At 60.8% G+C, this 16483-nt stretch carries 13 protein-coding genes; 5 read left to right on the forward strand and 8 right to left on the reverse strand.

Annotated elements, in window-relative coordinates; all coding sequences use genetic code 11:
* Positions 1 to 77 precede the first annotated feature (77 nt).
* The 4 genes from H2510_RS19340 to H2510_RS19355 form a co-directional block, all read right to left on the reverse strand.
* Positions 78 to 1397 carry a family 1 glycosylhydrolase gene (locus H2510_RS19340; RefSeq protein ID WP_186629915.1) on the reverse strand — a complete coding sequence of 440 codons (1320 nt, stop codon included), beginning with the start codon at positions 1395 to 1397 and terminating at the stop codon, positions 78 to 80.
* Between the two features lie 137 nt (positions 1398 to 1534).
* Positions 1535 to 2374: an ABC transporter permease gene (locus tag H2510_RS19345; RefSeq protein ID WP_186629916.1), complete on the reverse strand. Its 840-nt coding sequence runs from the start codon at positions 2372 to 2374 to the stop codon at positions 1535 to 1537.
* Positions 2371 to 3318, reverse strand: coding sequence for an ABC transporter ATP-binding protein (locus H2510_RS19350; RefSeq protein WP_186629917.1), 948 nt, complete (start codon positions 3316 to 3318; stop codon positions 2371 to 2373). The genes H2510_RS19345 and H2510_RS19350 overlap by 4 nt, the downstream gene beginning before the upstream one ends.
* Positions 3319 to 3375: 57 nt before the next feature.
* The gene (locus H2510_RS19355; protein WP_186629918.1) at positions 3376 to 4314 is read right to left on the reverse strand and encodes a universal stress protein; all 939 of its coding nucleotides are present in this window, start codon (positions 4312 to 4314) and stop codon (positions 3376 to 3378) included.
* A gap of 193 nt (positions 4315 to 4507) precedes the next feature.
* Between H2510_RS19355 and H2510_RS19360 the strand changes: the two genes are divergently transcribed.
* From H2510_RS19360 to H2510_RS19370, 3 genes are all read left to right on the forward strand, one after another.
* Positions 4508 to 5179: a response regulator transcription factor gene (locus tag H2510_RS19360; RefSeq protein ID WP_186629919.1), complete on the forward strand. Its 672-nt coding sequence runs from the start codon at positions 4508 to 4510 to the stop codon at positions 5177 to 5179.
* The gene (locus H2510_RS19365; protein WP_186629920.1) at positions 5115 to 6878 is read left to right on the forward strand and encodes a GAF domain-containing sensor histidine kinase; all 1764 of its coding nucleotides are present in this window, start codon (positions 5115 to 5117) and stop codon (positions 6876 to 6878) included. Before H2510_RS19360 ends, H2510_RS19365 begins: the two co-directional genes overlap by 65 nt.
* Positions 6879 to 7085: 207 nt before the next feature.
* Positions 7086 to 7928, forward strand: a complete 843-nt coding sequence (locus H2510_RS19370) for a universal stress protein (protein ID WP_186629921.1) — start codon at positions 7086 to 7088, stop codon at positions 7926 to 7928.
* 177 nt (positions 7929 to 8105) lie between these two features.
* Here H2510_RS19370 and H2510_RS19375 read toward each other — a convergent pair whose 3' ends face one another.
* From H2510_RS19375 to H2510_RS19385, 3 genes are all read right to left on the reverse strand, one after another.
* Positions 8106 to 9857, reverse strand: a complete 1752-nt coding sequence (locus tag H2510_RS19375) for a SulP family inorganic anion transporter (RefSeq protein ID WP_186629922.1) — start codon at positions 9855 to 9857, stop codon at positions 8106 to 8108.
* Positions 9858 to 9974: 117 nt separating this feature from the next.
* Positions 9975 to 10319, reverse strand: a complete 345-nt coding sequence (locus H2510_RS19380) for a metalloregulator ArsR/SmtB family transcription factor (protein WP_084345054.1) — start codon at positions 10317 to 10319, stop codon at positions 9975 to 9977.
* Between the two features lie 184 nt (positions 10320 to 10503).
* Complete coding sequence (locus tag H2510_RS19385) at positions 10504 to 11376, reverse strand: LysR family transcriptional regulator (protein ID WP_186629923.1); 873 nt, start codon at positions 11374 to 11376, stop codon at positions 10504 to 10506.
* Positions 11377 to 11450: 74 nt separating this feature from the next.
* On the opposite strand from H2510_RS19385, the gene H2510_RS19390 reads away from it, so the two are divergent.
* Complete coding sequence (locus tag H2510_RS19390; RefSeq protein ID WP_261393077.1) at positions 11451 to 12647, forward strand: MFS transporter; 1197 nt, start codon at positions 11451 to 11453, stop codon at positions 12645 to 12647.
* A 69-nt stretch (positions 12648 to 12716) separates the two neighbouring features.
* Here H2510_RS19390 and H2510_RS19395 read toward each other — a convergent pair whose 3' ends face one another.
* Complete coding sequence (locus H2510_RS19395) at positions 12717 to 14621, reverse strand: BCCT family transporter (RefSeq protein WP_186629924.1); 1905 nt, start codon at positions 14619 to 14621, stop codon at positions 12717 to 12719.
* A 369-nt stretch (positions 14622 to 14990) separates the two neighbouring features.
* Between H2510_RS19395 and nhaA the strand changes: the two genes are divergently transcribed.
* The gene (gene nhaA / locus H2510_RS19400) at positions 14991 to 16310 is read left to right on the forward strand and encodes a Na+/H+ antiporter NhaA (RefSeq protein WP_186629925.1); all 1320 of its coding nucleotides are present in this window, start codon (positions 14991 to 14993) and stop codon (positions 16308 to 16310) included.
* Positions 16311 to 16483: the final 173 nt, after the last annotated feature.

A 16483-nucleotide genomic window follows, 5' to 3' on the forward strand; every position in this document is an offset into this window, starting at 1 on the left:
AGAACTCTCGTCCGTATTGGGAAATGACACAACCGCACGCGCCGAGGGTTGTTGTCCAGGGCAGGATATAGCCGTGGCTACGGCGGGTCGATGCAGCTCTGTGGCACGGTCACCAGGGAACAGAAGGCGGGTGGCCGCGCCGGGGTGTAGCTCGCGGGTACACCGTTGTCGGCGATGATCCGACGGTAGGTGTCCACCGCTTCGGTGGGCCGCCGCGTCAGTGAAGGGTCGGTCTTCACGTCCACCGTGTAAAGACCGAAACGTGGACGGTAGGTGCCCCATTCGTAATTGTCGGTAATGGACCAGTAGTTGTAACCGATCACCTCGGCGCCTTCGCTACGGGCACGCTCGAGCCAATAGATGTGGTCACCGAGGTGATCGGAACGGGTGTATCCGTCCGGCCGGGCCTGACCGTTGTCGGTAGGCATACCGTTCTCGACGATGTAGATCGGAAGCCCGGGGAACTTGTTCTTGTAATAGATCAGTGCGTGGTACAGGCCGTCCGGTTGCGGAACGACGTTGTAGAACTCGTCGAAGATGGCGTAGGCGGCGGTGAGATTGTCGACTGAAAGCCCGTAGTAGTAGTCGAGTCCGAGATAGTCCATTTTGTCGCGAACGCGATCGACGAACGTGGCGTCGAACAGTCCGGCGACCGTCGGGATGAAAGACAGGTTGCTACTGACCGGCGCTTCCGGGTCCTTGGCATGGATCATGTCGAACGCCGCTCGGTGAACCTGGACGAGCCGGTCCATCATCTGTGGAGCTTGCGCGGCAGTGATGCCGCCGAAGGTCAGCTCTTTGATGATGTACGCGGTCGGTTCGTTGATCGTGATCCACAGTGCATCGTGTGCGGAATACCGGTCGATCACCCGTGCTGCGTTGTTCAACCAATCCTCGACGGTCTTCTGGTTGGACCAACCGCCCTGGTCGGCGACCCAGCCTGGGTACACCCAGTGATCGAGGGTGATCATCGGGCGCATTCCACGCGCGCGGATCTGTGCGACGACGTCGTCGTAGTATTGAAACTCTTTCTCGTCCCAGATGCCGGGAGCCGGCTGTACGCGGGCCCATTCGATACTGAATCGGAAGACCGAGACCCCGAGTTTCGCTGCGTTGTCGATGTCTTCGGCATAGCGGTGTCGGAAATCGACGGCGCTGCCGACCTTGTCTTCGGCTTGGTCCGAAGCGGAGTATCGAGACCAATTGCTGTCCGGCGACGACCCCTCGGCCTGGAAACCTGCGGTGGATACACCCCACAGAAATTCGTCGCCGAGCGAGAACGACGACGGTGCGGCAACGGCTGATGGTGTCAGTGTGAACGGCAGCAAGATTGCGGGTGCGAGTATCCATGTCAGCATCAATGCTGTTGCGATGCGAAGTCGTCTCGGAATGCGCATGGGCGCAGAGTAGTACGCGATCAGTTGGTTGGTGCCGCTTTGATCGGCATTCGAATCAGGCCGGAGCGGAAGCCACAACAGGTCGATCCCCACGGGATCATTGCGAATGTGAGTTGCGGCCCCGGTGCCTGGACTATCTACGCATCCCGGCGCCGGAGCATATATGCGGCGAGACCGATCAGCAGTACCGTCCAGATCGCCGCGACCCCGAAGCCCTGCCACGGGGAGAGCAGGTCACCGGGGGCCTGCTGCGGTGAGGCGATCAAGCTGCCGGCCTGCGAGGGAAGATAGGCAGCAACATGCCGACCGATTGTGCCGGGTAACAGTTGCGCCAGTGGTGCCAACACGAGAACGAAACCGATCACACCGGTGATGGCTCCGGCGGTATGACGAACGAGTGCGCCGATTGCTATCGCCATGACACCCAGCAACGAGAGGTACAGTCCCGCACCGATCACTGCTCGCAAGACGCCCGGATCTCCAAGAGATACTGATGCACGCGAACTCATCAGAGCCGATCCGATGAAGAACGCTGGGAAGGCCGCGATCTCACCGACAATGAAGATCACGACCATGAACACACCGGATTTGGCTGCCAGAAGGGGAATTCGCTTGGGGATCGCCAAGAGGCTTGCCCTGATCGTTCCGCTTGCGTACTCGCTGGTCACGATCAGAACGCCGAGGACGCAAACGGCCAGCTGTCCGAGCTGGAACCCGGCACCCAGGATCTGGCGGGCCGGGTCGGCCTCTATCTGGAGCTGCGCCAGCGGATCGACATTGTCCCAGTAGGCAACGGTGAACCACGTGAAAAAGGCAGTGAAGCCCACGGTGACGATCACCAGCAGCGTCAGGGACCAGATTGTCGAACGCAGTGAAACGAACTTCGTCCACTCGGATTTCACCAATCCGACAGTGTTCGAGCTACGTTGTGGTGCAACGACGGTCGTCGTTGGAGTCAGGGGTGCTGAGACGCTCATGCCGGGCTGCCCTCTGTGATGGTCGATAAAAGTGATCGGTCATGCGTCGACGCTGTGGGGTGAGTGAGAGACATGAACGCTTCCTCCAGTGACGCTTCTTGCGGCGTGAGTTCGTAGATCGCTATGTGGTGTTCGTCGGCCAGTTGACCGATGCGGTGTGCAGAGAGTCCACGCACATGCAGCGCGTTGTCATCGCTGGTACCGGTCTGACCGCCCGCAGTCTCGATCCACTCGGTGAGCCCGCTCGAATCGGAGCATCGCACCAGTACCGATGCTTCACTTTGTCGCGCTATCAGCTCTTTCACAGTGCACTGGGCAATCAATTTTCCGTGGTCGATGACGATGAGATTATGTGCGGTCTGGGCCATTTCGCTCATCAAATGGCTGGAGACGAACACGGTTCTGCCCTCGCTTGCGAGCTTCTTCATCAGTTCGCGGACCCAGCGTGTGCCGTCTGGATCCAACCCGTTGACCGGTTCGTCCAAGATCAAGATGGAAGGATCACCCAACAGTGCCGCTGCGATACCCAGCCTCTTGCGCATGCCGAGCGAGAACGATCCTGCTCGGCCGTTCTTGACCTCACGCAGACCGACGATATCGAGCACCTCGTTTACACGAGTTGGCGAAATCAATTGTGTCTGAGCAAGATAGAGAAGATGGTTGTAGGCAGATCTGCCTGGATGAACAGCCTCGGAGTCCAAGAGGGTGCCTACTTCGCGTAGCGGCATGGCAAGGTCGGCGTATTCCACACCGTTCAAATATGCACTGCCGTGACTGGGATGATCGAGCCCGACGATCAGTCGCATGGTAGTGGACTTACCCGAGCCGTTAGGGCCGAGAAACCCTGTCACTGCGCCGGACTCGACGACGAAGGAGAGCTTGTCGATCACGAGCTTCCCACCGTAGCTTTTGCTGACTTCTCTGACTTCGATCGCGTGGGTCATCGTGAAATCTTTTTCCGTTCCGGGTATACGAGCAGGATCGAGTGGGGCATGTCGGTCTCACGGACAACTCGCGGTCGTCGTCTCTCGGGTCTCCGCTCTCGCCACGGAACGGCCCGTCGACGGCACGATGGCGACCGGGCAGAATGCGCGTCCCAACACCGATCTGCTGGTGGAGCCGAGCATCATTCCGCTGAATCCGCCGCGACCATGGCTGCCTACCACCAATAGTTGCGCCCCCTGCGCATGATCGAGAAGGGCATGCACTGGTCGGTCTCTGACCACCACACGTCGGACGGACACCGACGGGTATTGGCGCGAGTATTTGTCCAGAATCCGCGTCAAAGCATCCTCGGTAGGGGGCTTGTTCATCGGCCACTCGAGCCCGCGAACCGGAATTCCTATCGATAGATCCGCATCGGACCACGCGTGGACCGCGGTGAGTGGAGCTCTTCGCACAGCGGCCTCCTCGAACGCCAGTGCCACTGCAGCATCGCTCGCCATCGTTCCGTCGACTCCGACGACTACGGCGTCCGCAGCCTGCACCCGATCATCGTCGGGCCAGGCGCGCACGATGGTGACAGGACAGTGGGCGTGGGTGCTGAGCGCGAAACTGATCGACCCGAGCGTTCGGCGATCGGTTCCTCCGAGACCGCTGGTGCCGATGACGATCATCCTGGACGTTGCAGACAACTCCAGTAGCGTGCTCACCGCAGGTCGATCCGATAGGCATGCGTCGATGCCGATCGTTCGCGCACCCGTCGTGGCTCGCTCGGCCGCCGTGAGCGCCTCGTCCAGAATCCGTCTCGTCTCGCCCCTCAATTGCGCAGTCGCGGGTTCGGGCAGGATACGGATGCCGGTCAATCCACCCGGCAAGGGGACCGAAGACACCACTGTGAGATCGGAATTGTGTAGTTCGGCGTCGAGCACTGCCCATCGAACTGCGTCCAGTGACGCGGATGATCCGTCGACTCCGACGACTGTCGGGAGTAAACCCATCGCGAGTCTCCTTCATCCTGGTGCTGGACCTCCATCAGACCTGAACTCAGCAAGTGGCACGGCAGGACAACTACACCGATGTGAGGGACTTTGGTCGCCGATTTCGGTGACCGATGGTCGGTTTGGATGCGGCGTAGGTAGGTATGGTTGGACTCGAGGCGCCCATTGGGGACGCAGGCAAGGGAGCGTTGGCGTGGTCACAGTGTTTCTGGTCGATGATCACGAGATAGTGCGGCGCGGGTTGATCGACCTCATCGACTCCGATCCCGATCTCGAAGTCATCGGTGAGGCCGGCAGTTGCGCCCAAGCCCTCGCCCGCATCCCGGCGTTGAAGCCCGATGTCGCTGTCCTCGACGTGCGGCTTCCCGACGGCAACGGCATCGAGCTGTGCCGCGAACTTCTCGATCGGTTGCCAGACCTGAAAACCATGATGCTGACTTCGTTCACCGAGGATCAGGCGATGCTCGACGCCATCCTTGCCGGCGCGAGTGGATACGTCGTCAAGGACATCACCGGAATGGAGCTGACTCGCGCGATCAAGGACGTCGGCTCGGGGAAATCGTTGCTCGACAATCGAGCCGCGGCCGTGTTGATGGACAAGCTGCGAGCGGGTACCGCGGCCCCAGGACCGATAGACCATCTCACCGGGCAGGAACGCACCTTGCTCGACCTCCTCGGTGAAGGTCTGACCAACAGGCAGATTGCGACCAGAATGTTTCTGGCGGAAAAGACAGTGAAGAACTACGTTTCGAGACTTCTCGCGAAGCTCGGGATGGAGCGACGCACCCAAGCTGCCGTTTATGCCTCGAAACTTGCCGATACACATCCGATATCGGGCGGGCACCCCGGAGTTCGTGGTGGATGATCTGCCCCGCGCCAGCGGATCGTCGTTGCCGCAACTCCGTCTCGGTGAACTTCTGGTCGAAGTTCAGAACCGCATCGGCCGTATTGCGGACGCCAGAGCCCAGGCAGACGGGCTGCTAGAGGCCATGCTGGTCATCACCTCCGACCTCGACCTCGAGGTGACTCTGCGGTCGATCGTGGAATCGGCCGTCAAACTCGTCGACGCTCGCTATGGTGCCCTCGGCGTGCGAGGGAAAGGTCACGAACTGAGCGCATTCATCAACTTCGGGATGGACGACGACACGCGCACCCGTATTGGACCGCTCCCCACCGGAGGTGGGGTGTTGGGATTGTTGATCGATCAGCCCGAAGTCCTACGCCTGGAAGACTTGACCTCTCATCCGGATTCGGTGGGATTTCCGCCGAACCATCCGTCGATGAAAACCTTTCTCGGAGTGCCGATTCGAATCCGCAGCGAAATTTACGGAAACCTGTACCTGACGGAAAAGAAAGATGGAACACCTTTTACCGATGACGACGAGGTCGTCACACAGGCGCTCGCGTCGGCGGCAGGTATTGCTATCGAAAATTCACGCTTGTACGAGGAATCACGTACCCGTCAAGCATGGATGGAAGCGACGAGAGATATCGGCACCGAACTGCTGGCCGGTGCCGAAATCGGTGACGTGTTGCAGATGGTGTCGCGAAAGGCGCTGCATCTCCTCACCGCCGACCTGGCTTTCATCGCCGTCCCGGAGGGCGTCGACGCGGACCCAGCACTCGTTACCCAGCTTGTCGTCTCGGTTAGCGAAGGCCATTGTGCCGAAAAGCTATTGGGTTCCACCATCCCCATCGAAGGGTCGAGTTCGGGTGCCGCGTTCAGGCGTCGTGCGGCATTCCGGAAGGAAGACTTCGACGACGAATCCATCGCGATGGACCAGGAGTTCGGCCCCGCTCTGATCTCACCGTTGCGTGTCACCGGCGGTGTCAGCGGCGTGTTGGTGGTGTTGAGGAGGGAGGGTACCGGGTCGTTCAGCGATGCCGAACTCGAACTGGTCGCGAGTTTTGCGGACCAGGCTGCGCTGGCGATGCAGATGGCCGACAACGCTCGTCGGGTCCACGAACTCGATGTCCTGTCCGACCGTGATCGTATCGCCCGGGACTTGCACGACCACGTGATCCAGCGAATATTCGCTGTCGGTTTGTCGTTGCAGAGCACACTGCAACGAACCGAGTCGGACGATATTCGCCAACGGTTGACGACAACAATCGACGACTTGCAAGACACGGTTCAGGACATTCGCTCGACGATTTTCGATCTGCAAAGTTCGTCGCATTCGGCCACTCGCCTGCGCCAACGCATCGACGACGCTGTCCTCGAACTCACCGAACACGTACCCATCCGTGCGGTCGTTCGAATGTCCGGACCATTGTCGGTTATCGAAAACTCGCTCGCTGATCACGCTGTTGCCGTCGTCAGGGAGGCGGTCAGCAACGTGGTCCAGCACGCAGCGGCCGATACGGTCACCGTGACCATCCGGGTCGGAGACGACCTTCGAATCGAGGTGTCGGACAATGGCATCGGAATGCCCGACGACGTCACCACAAGCGGTTTGGCGAATCTGAGCGCGCGAGCACTCGAATGCGGCGGTGAGATGACGGTTGGGACGCCCGCATCCGGCGTCGGCGCCTGCATCGTCTGGGCCGCGCCTTTGCCGTGACTGGTCCCCATGTGCACGGAAATACACCCATTTCGAAGTATTTCCGGCACGTGCGACGAAGTCGCCTACTTACGTCCCGAACGCTGGTGACCTCTGGCCGCTGCGTCGACCGGGAAAAAACTCGTAGCGTTCTCGGGTGGAGGCGCTGCTTGTCCGCTGCACTTCGGGGGTGGCGCGGCGCCGATGGTGAACATCGAGAGGAAACTGATGAACAGTTCGTATTCGGGTGGACCTATCGTCGTCGGAGTCGATGGATCGAGGGCGGCGCTCGACGCCGTGCGACTGGCAGTCGCGGAGGCACAAGAACTGCACTCCGCAGTGCGGTTGGTCCATGTGATCAGCCCGCATCCCCAGCCTGAGACCGTGTACGGCGCTCCTGATGTGGATGGCGACTACGGTCGCACGGTGCTCCGCGAGGCAGTGCACGCTGCGGCGGAGATCGACAGCAGTGTGCTGGTAGAAACTGTAGTGCTGCATGGTCAACCGGAATCAGCGATTCTTGCGGAGGCGAAATCTGCGCGTCTACTCGTGCTCGGCATAAGCCAAGGGCATGCCTTGACTGCGCGAGTCCTGCGGTCGACGGTTTTCACACTCGTGGAATCATCGGTGTGTCCGGTATTGATCGTGCGAGAGTGCAGTACTGGTTCCGATGGTGCGGTGGTGGTCGCGCTGGGAGATGCAGAGGTTCTCGAGTCCGACGTCGTTGTTGCAGAAGCTTTTCGCGAAGCTTCGAGTAGGAAAACCGATGTCCTGGCCATCCATACTCGCTCGATCTCGGAGGTTGTCGCTCATGTGATCGGGGGAGCAAACACCAATGTGGCTCCCGAAACACCTATGGACGCCCGGCTGGAGTCGTTCCGCGCCGACTACCCCACGGTGCGTTCCTCGACCGTCTACGCCGAGGCCGGCTCGGGATCGGAACTGGTCGCAGTGTCCGGCACCGCTAGGTTGCTTGTTGTCGGCCATGAACGAGGACGCACATGCGGCAGTACGCTTACCACTGTCCTTCGCCGAGCGGAATGCCCGGTGCTCGTGGTGCCGCACGCATGATTACCAGCAGCGGGCCACGTGAGCTGTTGATCTCTCCGTTGGCGGGTCAGCTCGATGCGGTGTATCGCGCAATGGCGTTGATGATGGCGGTACAAGGTGTATCCCGAGCTGCAGATCTCGTTGCTTCGCAGGCCCGTTTCCGCTGGGACCTCGCTTCGAATCCGAGCCGAGGAATGGTCATGTCGGAATGGTGTTCACCGACTGGGTTTCGTCTTTGGTGGTAGAGCGACCCAGAGACCGTTCTTCGAGCAGGGTGCGGGCGTGTTCGATTGCGTGAGGAGTGTCTTCGAAGAAGTGCCTACGTTCGCTGTCCGAGGTGGTGAAGACCCCCAGTGCTTGGAGCGGTCGTGAGTGTTCCGGCTTCAGACCCGAGATCAATACGGTGATGTGACGGCGTTCGAGCTTGTCGATGGCGTCTTTGAGCACGATGGCACCGGTGGCATCGATGGCGGTGACACGGGACATACGCAAGATGACCACGTGGACGTCGGAGACTTCGGCGAGCTCGAGCAGGAACCGGTGTGCCGCAGCGAAAAACAATGCACCGTCGATGCGGTAGGCGACGATGTGCTCACGCAGCAGTTTGTATTCTTCGCTCTGGTGTCCTTCGTCGTCGAGGGGGACTTGTTCGATCTTGGCCGACTTGGCGATTGCGCGCAGCGCGAGGATTGCGGCGAATGCGACGCCGACTGCGACTGCGGTAACCAGGTCGAGTGCAACCGTCACCAGAAATGTTGCTCCCATGACTGCGGTGTCTGCGCGGGTAGCGCGGGCGATGGCAATGATCGAGGCCGTCTCGACCATGCGTACCGTCGTGGCGAGGAGGACTCCGGCAAGTGCAGCCAGGGGTATTTCGGCGACCAGCGTCGACGCGAGGTAGACGATTGCGGCGAGAATGACCGCGTGGGTCAGCGCGGCAAGTCGGCTGCGAGCACCGGACCGAACGTTGACTGCGGTCCGGGCGATGGCACCGGTGGCCGGCACCCCTCCGAACAGCGGTGCGACGATGTTTGCCAGGCCCTGTCCGAACAACTCCCGGTCGGGATTGTGCCGGGTGCCTACTCCCATCGAGTCTGCCGCGGTTGCCGATAGTAGCGACTCGAGCGCGGCCAACGCAGCGACGGCCAGTGCAGGTGCCAACAAGGAGGTGAGGTCCTCGAGGTGCAAGAAATTCAACGTCGGTGCTGCGATTCCAGATGGGATCTCACCGATGCGTGCAATATCGAGATGGAACAGTTTCGCGGCAAGCGTCACGATGGCGACCGCGACGAGTGAGATGGGAACCTTGGGCAAGGAACGTCCGCCGACGAGTATCACGAAGGCCACTGCAAGTGCTGTTACCGGCGTGAGAATCGACGGATGATCCACGAACTTGACCACTGCGTCGGCAGCACTGCGCCACACCTTGTCGCCCTGCGCGTCGGCGATGCCGAGAGCTGCGGGGACCTGTTGGAGCGCGATCACCACAGCGATTCCGGCGGTGAATCCTTCGATGACGGGAGCGGGCATGAATCGCACAGCCCGCCCGACTCCGGCGAATGCGAGGATCAACAGCACGATTCCGGCGATCAGACCGACTGCGAGTACTCCGGATCCGCCGAACTCGTGGACGATCGGGACCAGAACGACGGTCATGGCGCCGGTAGGGCCGGACACCTGAAAGCGTGAACCGCCGAACACCGCGGCAACCGCACCTGCGATGACTGCGGTGGTCAGGCCCGCAGCGGCCCCGAGCCCGGTCGAAATTCCGAATCCTAATGCCAAGGGAAGTGCCACCAAGGCCACGATCAGGCCGGCCAGCAGGTCCGCGCCGGGTGCCCGCAGCGAGGTGCTCCATTCGCTCCAGCGTGGCAATAGTTCACGGATCGACTGTCCGGCACGATGGAGCGTGGCTGCGGAAGCGTGCTTCTGTGTGGGCGACTCGGTCATAGGGTCCTCGGTACCGCGAGAGGGATGAATTCTTACTTCATTACTTGCTAAGATTAGCAAGTAATGAAGGTGGTGGACCCGTGAGATTCGACACTGCCCTCCGACGTCGCGCGAGTGCTACTGCTCGGCGACCTTGGCCGTCGCGGCGATCGATTCTGCGGCGGCTGCGTCGTCGACCAGCATCTCGGCCTGCCCGGCAACCATGCCCGTCAAGATGGTCCGCGCGGTGGTCAGTAAGTCGGCGATGCGCGGTGACGTCAGGGCGTAGGAGACGGACAGTCCTTCTCGACGCGCGGCAACCAAGCCTGCTCTCCGCAGGATGGAGAGTTGCTGAGATAGATTCGCCGGCTCGATACCGACCTCGGGGAGCATTTCCGAGACGGCATGCTCGCGCTCGCTCAGAAGCTCCAAAATGCGAATGCGTGCAGGGTGACCGAGGGTTTTGAAGAAGTCGGCCTTCATTCGATACAAGGGCTCGCGTGAATGTGCCACTACGCCTCCAGTTTTTCGAGCAGGACTGTCGGGAGCCCACGGTCGTGGTACTTGCGAATCTTAGCAACTAACGTGGGTGGCGACGGGATTGCATCCGTCGACCAGTCTGTTCCTGACCTCTCGATGGACCGCTGATGATCGGTACGGCTGAATTTCAACCGAGTTCACCGATGAACGAGCGTGCCGCAGAATTGGTGGGTTCCTCGGTGCGGCATGCCAATGTCAATTCTCTTGTGGGAGGAGGATGTACGTCGATGGCAACCGTGGACAGGCCGGCTTGGCGCCGCGCAAGAGGCTCTGGAATTATCGCGACACCGAGGCTGTGGCGCACCAATCCCAACAATCGTTCCATGTCGCTGATGCGGAATGTGATGTCACGGTCGACGCCTGCATTGTCGAACAGTGCGTCGACGACGGTCTGTAAGCCGCGGCCGGCCTCGAAGTCGATGAACGGATAGTCGGCGAGTTCGGCGAGAGAAACTGACTTCCGTTGTGCCAGAGGATGTCCGTCGGCTACGACGAGAGTCAACAACTCGCTGTAGGTCGCCAGCGCGAAAATCCCGACCTCCAGGGGCTGTGCATCCAGTGCGACGAAGGCCAGATCCAGTTTCCCTCCGACGAGTGCATCCAGTAACTCGGCGGTGGTTCCTTCGCGCAGGGTCACTGCTACCCCCGGGTTGGCGGAGTGAAATCGGCCCAGAGTGGCGGGCAAGTCGACTGCAGTGAATGTTTGGACGGTTCCGATTGCGACAGTGCCGGTTTCACCGTCGGAGATCTGACGCAGGGCATCGCGTGCATCGGCGACGTCACCGGTGATTCTGCGCGCATATCGAAGCAGTACCGACCCGGAGGCGGTGAGAAGCACTCTGCGCGTGGTGCGTTCGAAGAGCGCGGTGCCGATCTCCTTCTCCAGTGCCCGGATCGACGAACTGAGCGCGGATTGCGAAATATGTAGCTGGGACGCCGCCCGGGTGAAGTGGCCTTCGGCTGCTACGGCGGTGAAGTGTTCGAGCTGTCGCAACTCCATTGAACGATTCTATCAATGAATGAGTACGAAATAACATGTTGGACAGAACAGTGAGAGTTGTCGACCATGGGCACATGCACTCTGAATTGCCCACGACGACTCGGATGAACGGGCGGCTCGTCGGGATCATGGCAGTGATCTCCGGATTGGTGGTTGCCAATAGCTACTATGCCCAGCCGCTGGTGGGCGCCATCGCCGACAGCCTCGATGCTTCGATGACCCGAGTGGGCCTGGTGGTGACCGCCAGCCAAGTGGGGTATGCCATCGGGCTGGCATTTCTCGTACCGCTCGGCGACATGATCCAGCGCAGGAAGCTGATGACCTGGATGCTCGCGGTAACCTGCGCGTCCCTCGTTGTGATGGCAGTAGCGCCGTCGTGGCAGGTGTTGGCATGTGCTGCGATGGTCGCGGGGGTCGGATCTGTAGTCGGTCAGGTTCTGGTGCCGTTCGCTGCCTCGCTGGCGGCCGAAGAAGAACGAGGCCGAGTCATCGGCAACGTGATGACAGGTCTGCTGCTGGGCATTCTGCTCTCACGCGTGGTCGCCGGGTTGATAGCGCAGGTCGCGGGCTGGAGAGCGGTCTTCGTAGTCGCAGCGATCTTGATGGTCGTCGCCGCACTGCTGGTTCGCACGCTGCCCGTCGCGCCGCCGAGTGCGACTTCTTCGTATCGAGCGCTGCTGGCTTCGGTCTTCGAGCTCATCCGGGAAGAACCGGTGCTCCGGTGGCGTATCGGATACGGAACGCTCACCTACGCATCGTTCGGGGTGTTCTGGACATCGATCGGATTTCTACTGTCGGGGCCGGGATACGGATGGTCCGATGCTCGAATCGGACTTTTCACCCTTGTCGGAGTTGCCGGTGCACTAGCCGCACGGCTCGCAGGAACACTGGCAGACCGCGGCTATGCGCAGCGCCAGACGGGTTGGTTCGTGGCTCTCACGGCGCTCAGCTTCGTGCTTCTGGCACTCGGAGAACACAACGTGTTTCTGCTGGCGGCGGGCGTAGCGTTGCTCGATCTCGGCATTCAAGGCACACACATCAGCAACCAGAGCCTGTTCTATCCGCTGCGGCCCGACGCCCGCAGCAGACTCAATACCGCCTATATGACGACCTATTTCATGGCGGGTTCCATCGGGAGCGCGCTGTCGGTCCTGGCCTACACCCAGGCCGGCTGGACGGGAGTCTGCGTGCTCGGTGCCGGCTTCCCCACGATCGGCTTCGGACTATGGCTCGCCGAGCAGCGCAAGCATCGAACCGGAAGCCCTCGGTGACCCACATATGCGTCGTGCCCGGATCAGACTCGATCCGGGCACGACCGCCGACATGACGGCAGGTTGCTTCTACTCTGGCAGGTCTGACGACTTGGCTTTCTGCACTTGCCCCTCCGCCTTCTGTGCGTGGCCCTCAGCGGAGTCGACGAACTCCTGAGAGTCGAACACTTCACCACCGAGCGGATCGCGTCGCGCCTCGCCAGGGGAGTATTCGACGGCACCGGTGTTCGGGTCGATTCCGATCTGGTCGGACGTGAGCTGATGGACAGCGACGACCACGTGCTCCGAGCTGGGTGTTGCCACGTTCTGCCGGGACGGCGTGAGACCGGCGAAGGTCGAGGAGATTCCCGCGCCACGCTTGCGACGTCCTGGACCGTCGGACTGGCTGCCCGCTGTTACCAACGCACCATTGGAGGCCTCGCCCGTCGCGGTGATTCGGACGTAGTTGGGGGTGGTGGCGACGTCGTAGTGGAAGGCCTTGAGCATCGAGATGCACGCAAGAACCAGGACTATCGAGAACGGAACTGCCGTCGCGATCGACGCTGTTTGCAACGCCGTCAGCGATCCGGAGCCACCGACCAGGAGCAGGACTGCCGCCGCGACGCCCTCGAGAACTGCCCAGTACACGCGGGTGATCTTCGGGGTGTCGAGATCGCCACCGGTCGAGAGGATGTCGATCACCAAGGACCCCGAGTCCGAGGAGGTGACGAAGAAGAACACCACCACCAAGATTGCGAGAACACTCGTGACCGTAGCGAGGGGGAATCCGTCGAGCAGGTGAAACAGGGTGGTGTTGGTATCGACCTCACCGGCGGCAGTCAGCATGTCCTTGTCGTTGCGCTGACGCAGGATGCCGGCATCACCGAAGATGGTGAACCACAGCGAGCCGATGATGGTCGGGGCCAGCAGCACACCGAACACGAACTGGCGGATCGTGCGGCCGCGCGAAATGCGCGCGATGAACATGCCAACGAACGGCGCCCAGCTCATCCACCAGCCCCAGTAGAAGATTGTCCACGCGCCCGCCCAGCCGTCGTCGGCGAACGGGGAGGTGCGCAGCATCAACTCCGGTAGGGCTTGGACATAGCCGCCGAGGTTTTGTACCCAGGACTGCATCAGGAACAAGGTCGGCCCGAGGATCAGTACGAATACCGCCAGGCTCGCAGCGAGCACCATGTTGATGTTGGAGAGCCATTTGAGGCCCTTGGTCACACCGGAGACGACGGAAAATGTCGCCAGCCCGGTGACTCCCACGATCAGAATGATCGTGAGCCAGTTGCTGGACTCGATCCAGCCGAGATACTCGAGGCCGGCCGAGATCTGCTGGACTCCGAAGCCGAGTGAGGTCGCGACGCCGAACAGGGTGCCGACGATGGCGATGACATCGATGATGTGACCAATGGAGCCTTCGATGCGCTTTCGACCGAGCAACGGCTCGAGCAGCCACCGAACCGAGAGTGGGCGCCCCTTGCGGTAGGTCATGTAGGCCAGTCCGAGACCGACGACCACATAGATCGCCCAGGCATGCAGGCCCCAGTGGTAGAGCGTCAGTTCCATCGCCTGGTTCGCCGCACCGTCGGTCGAACCCTCTATTCGCCCGGCCTCTGGCGGGTTCACGTAATGCGAGAGTGGTTCAGCGACGCCGTAGAACACCAGGCCGATGCCCATCCCCGCGCTGAAGAGCATCGCGAACCACGAGAAGACGCCGAACTCTGGCTTTTCGTCGTCGCGGCCGAGGCGGATGTTGCCGATTCGACTGATGCCGCAGTACAGCGCGAACAGCACGAATCCGGTGGCGCTGAGGATGTACCACCAGCCGACACCGTCGGTGATTGCAGTGTTCAGTGATTCGAATGCATCGGAGGCGGTGCTTGCGAAGACCACCGAAAAGGTGATCATCGCCAAAATTATCAATGACGCCGGAATGAACACCGGTTTGCGTAGGCCACGCCACGCTGTGATCACAGAATTCATATCGTGGAGGATTCCTTGCATTGCTTGGTGGATATGTAGAGAAAGTGATATCGAATTGAACTCACGGTAATGCGACCGACGAATCCCCACCAAATCGACGGGTGTCGTGTGCAGTAGGGCCACGGATCTGCGGCAGTGGCGATCAACCGACGGGGCGGTGTCCGACGCCGCGCCGACCGGCAGTGAGTGGCGATTGCATCTGTTCGATTGTCGTTCGGTCGATGTAACCGATAAACTCACCCTCGGTGCGCCGGGAAGTCTGGTCGGCATGGTCCAACCATGCTCAAATGTTTTCCGATTCAGCCGGACGTCCCGTCAGTAGAGCGTCGTTACGGTGGCTGCGGATGCTCAACGAAAGGCTCGCCACATATGTCCAACTCGCAACGGCTCCCGCTGTTCTCCCGCGGATCCTGGTCCGAAGCGGACCGAGTCGCCGCTATTCTGCGCAAGGAAACCGTCGGTGGCTTCCTACTGCTCGTTGCTGCTGTCGCGGCGTTGACGTGGGCGAATTCGCCGTGGGCCGACGGTTACGAGTCGTTGATGAACATCAAGGTCGGGCCGTCCGCACTGCATTTGGATCTCACGTTGTCGACATGGGCGGCCGACGGGTTGCTGGCGATCTTCTTCTTCGTTGTCGGCCTGGAACTCAAACGCGAATTCGTTGCCGGTGACCTGCGCGATCCTCGGCGTGCGGCACTGCCCATCGCAGCCGCGTTGGGCGGCATGGTGGTTCCGATCATCATTTTCGTCGCCTTCAACCGCAACACCGGTGGCGGTGCACTGCAGGGTTGGGCCATTCCCACTGCCACCGATATCGCGTTTGCGGTCGCGATCCTGGCGGTGATCGGTACCCATCTGCCGACTGCGCTACGGACATTTCTTCTCACCCTCGCTGTGGTGGACGATCTTCTCGCGATCACTGTGATTGCGGTCTTCTATACCGATGATGTGAATTTCATTGCTCTCGGTTTGGCGTTGATTCCGCTCGCTTTGTTCACCTTCGCGGTTCAAAAGCGTGTCCGGTCGTGGTGGATTCTGATACCACTCGCATTTGTCACATGGACGCTGGTGCATGAATCGGGCATCCATGCGACCGTCGCGGGCGTCCTGCTCGGGTTTGCAGTCCCGGTGGTGCGCAGTCGCGCGGGCGGTGGACCGGATGCCGGCCCCGGACTGGCCGAATATTTCGAGCATCGAATCCGTCCGCTGTCCGCTGGAGTGGCCATCCCCGTCTTCGCATTCTGTGCCGCGGGGGTCACCATTGGAGGCTTCAGTGGTTTGACCAGCGCGCTCAGCGATCCGATTGCACTGGGCATCATCTTCGGGTTGGTGGTGGGTAAAACCATCGGCATTTTCGGAACGACGTTCCTGCTGTCGAAATTTACTCGCGCATCACTCGACAAGTCGCTCCAGTGGATCGATATCCTCGGGATCTCGATACTTGCAGGCATCGGGTTCACGGTCTCGTTGTTGATCGGTGACCTCGCCTTCGGGCCGGGCACCGAGCGCGACGATCATGTCAAGATCGGTGTCTTGGCGGGATCGATCCTGGCAGCACTGCTGGCTTCGGCACTACTGCGTATTCGCAACAAGGTGTACAAGCGGATTCACGAAGAAGAGACGTGCGACGACGACAACGACGGAATCCCCGACGTCTACCGATCGGACCCGATCAGTCGCGACAACTAGTCGGGACTGATGGTCGCCGCTCCTACCGTTCCAGGTAAATCTCCTGTGGCTACGGTAGACATCGTTGCAGCGTGAACGGTATTATTCGAGTGAATCGACCCTTGGGGCGTCTGGCGCTTGTGTCGTGTCAGGTGAATGGACCAGGCTTGGCGCCATGAATGGTGTTGCTCGTG

Source organism: Rhodococcus sp. BP22 (assembly GCF_014281965.1).
Classification (GTDB): Bacteria; Actinomycetota; Actinomycetes; order Mycobacteriales; family Mycobacteriaceae; genus Rhodococcoides.

What these genes read in the sequence shown, in the direction of transcription:
- H2510_RS19340 (WP_186629915.1), bottom strand. Translation starts at nt 1,397, where the DNA reads ATGCGCATTCCGAGACGACTTCGCATCGCAACAGCATTGATGCTGACA.
- H2510_RS19345 (WP_186629916.1), bottom strand. Translation starts at nt 2,374, where the DNA reads ATGAGCGTCTCAGCACCCCTGACTCCAACGACGACCGTCGTTGCACCA.
- H2510_RS19350 (WP_186629917.1), bottom strand. Translation starts at nt 3,318, where the DNA reads ATGACCCACGCGATCGAAGTCAGAGAAGTCAGCAAAAGCTACGGTGGG.
- H2510_RS19355 (WP_186629918.1), bottom strand. Translation starts at nt 4,314, where the DNA reads ATGGGTTTACTCCCGACAGTCGTCGGAGTCGACGGATCATCCGCGTCA.
- H2510_RS19365 (WP_186629920.1), top strand. Translation starts at nt 5,115, where the DNA reads ATGCCTCGAAACTTGCCGATACACATCCGATATCGGGCGGGCACCCCG.
- H2510_RS19370 (WP_186629921.1), top strand. Translation starts at nt 7,086, where the DNA reads ATGAACAGTTCGTATTCGGGTGGACCTATCGTCGTCGGAGTCGATGGA.
- H2510_RS19375 (WP_186629922.1), bottom strand. Translation starts at nt 9,857, where the DNA reads ATGACCGAGTCGCCCACACAGAAGCACGCTTCCGCAGCCACGCTCCAT.
- H2510_RS19380 (WP_084345054.1), bottom strand. Translation starts at nt 10,319, where the DNA reads ATGAAGGCCGACTTCTTCAAAACCCTCGGTCACCCTGCACGCATTCGC.
- H2510_RS19385 (WP_186629923.1), bottom strand. Translation starts at nt 11,376, where the DNA reads ATGGAGTTGCGACAGCTCGAACACTTCACCGCCGTAGCAGCCGAAGGC.
- H2510_RS19390 (WP_261393077.1), top strand. Translation starts at nt 11,451, where the DNA reads ATGCACTCTGAATTGCCCACGACGACTCGGATGAACGGGCGGCTCGTC.
- H2510_RS19395 (WP_186629924.1), bottom strand. Translation starts at nt 14,621, where the DNA reads ATGAATTCTGTGATCACAGCGTGGCGTGGCCTACGCAAACCGGTGTTC.
- nhaA (WP_186629925.1), top strand. Translation starts at nt 14,991, where the DNA reads ATGTCCAACTCGCAACGGCTCCCGCTGTTCTCCCGCGGATCCTGGTCC.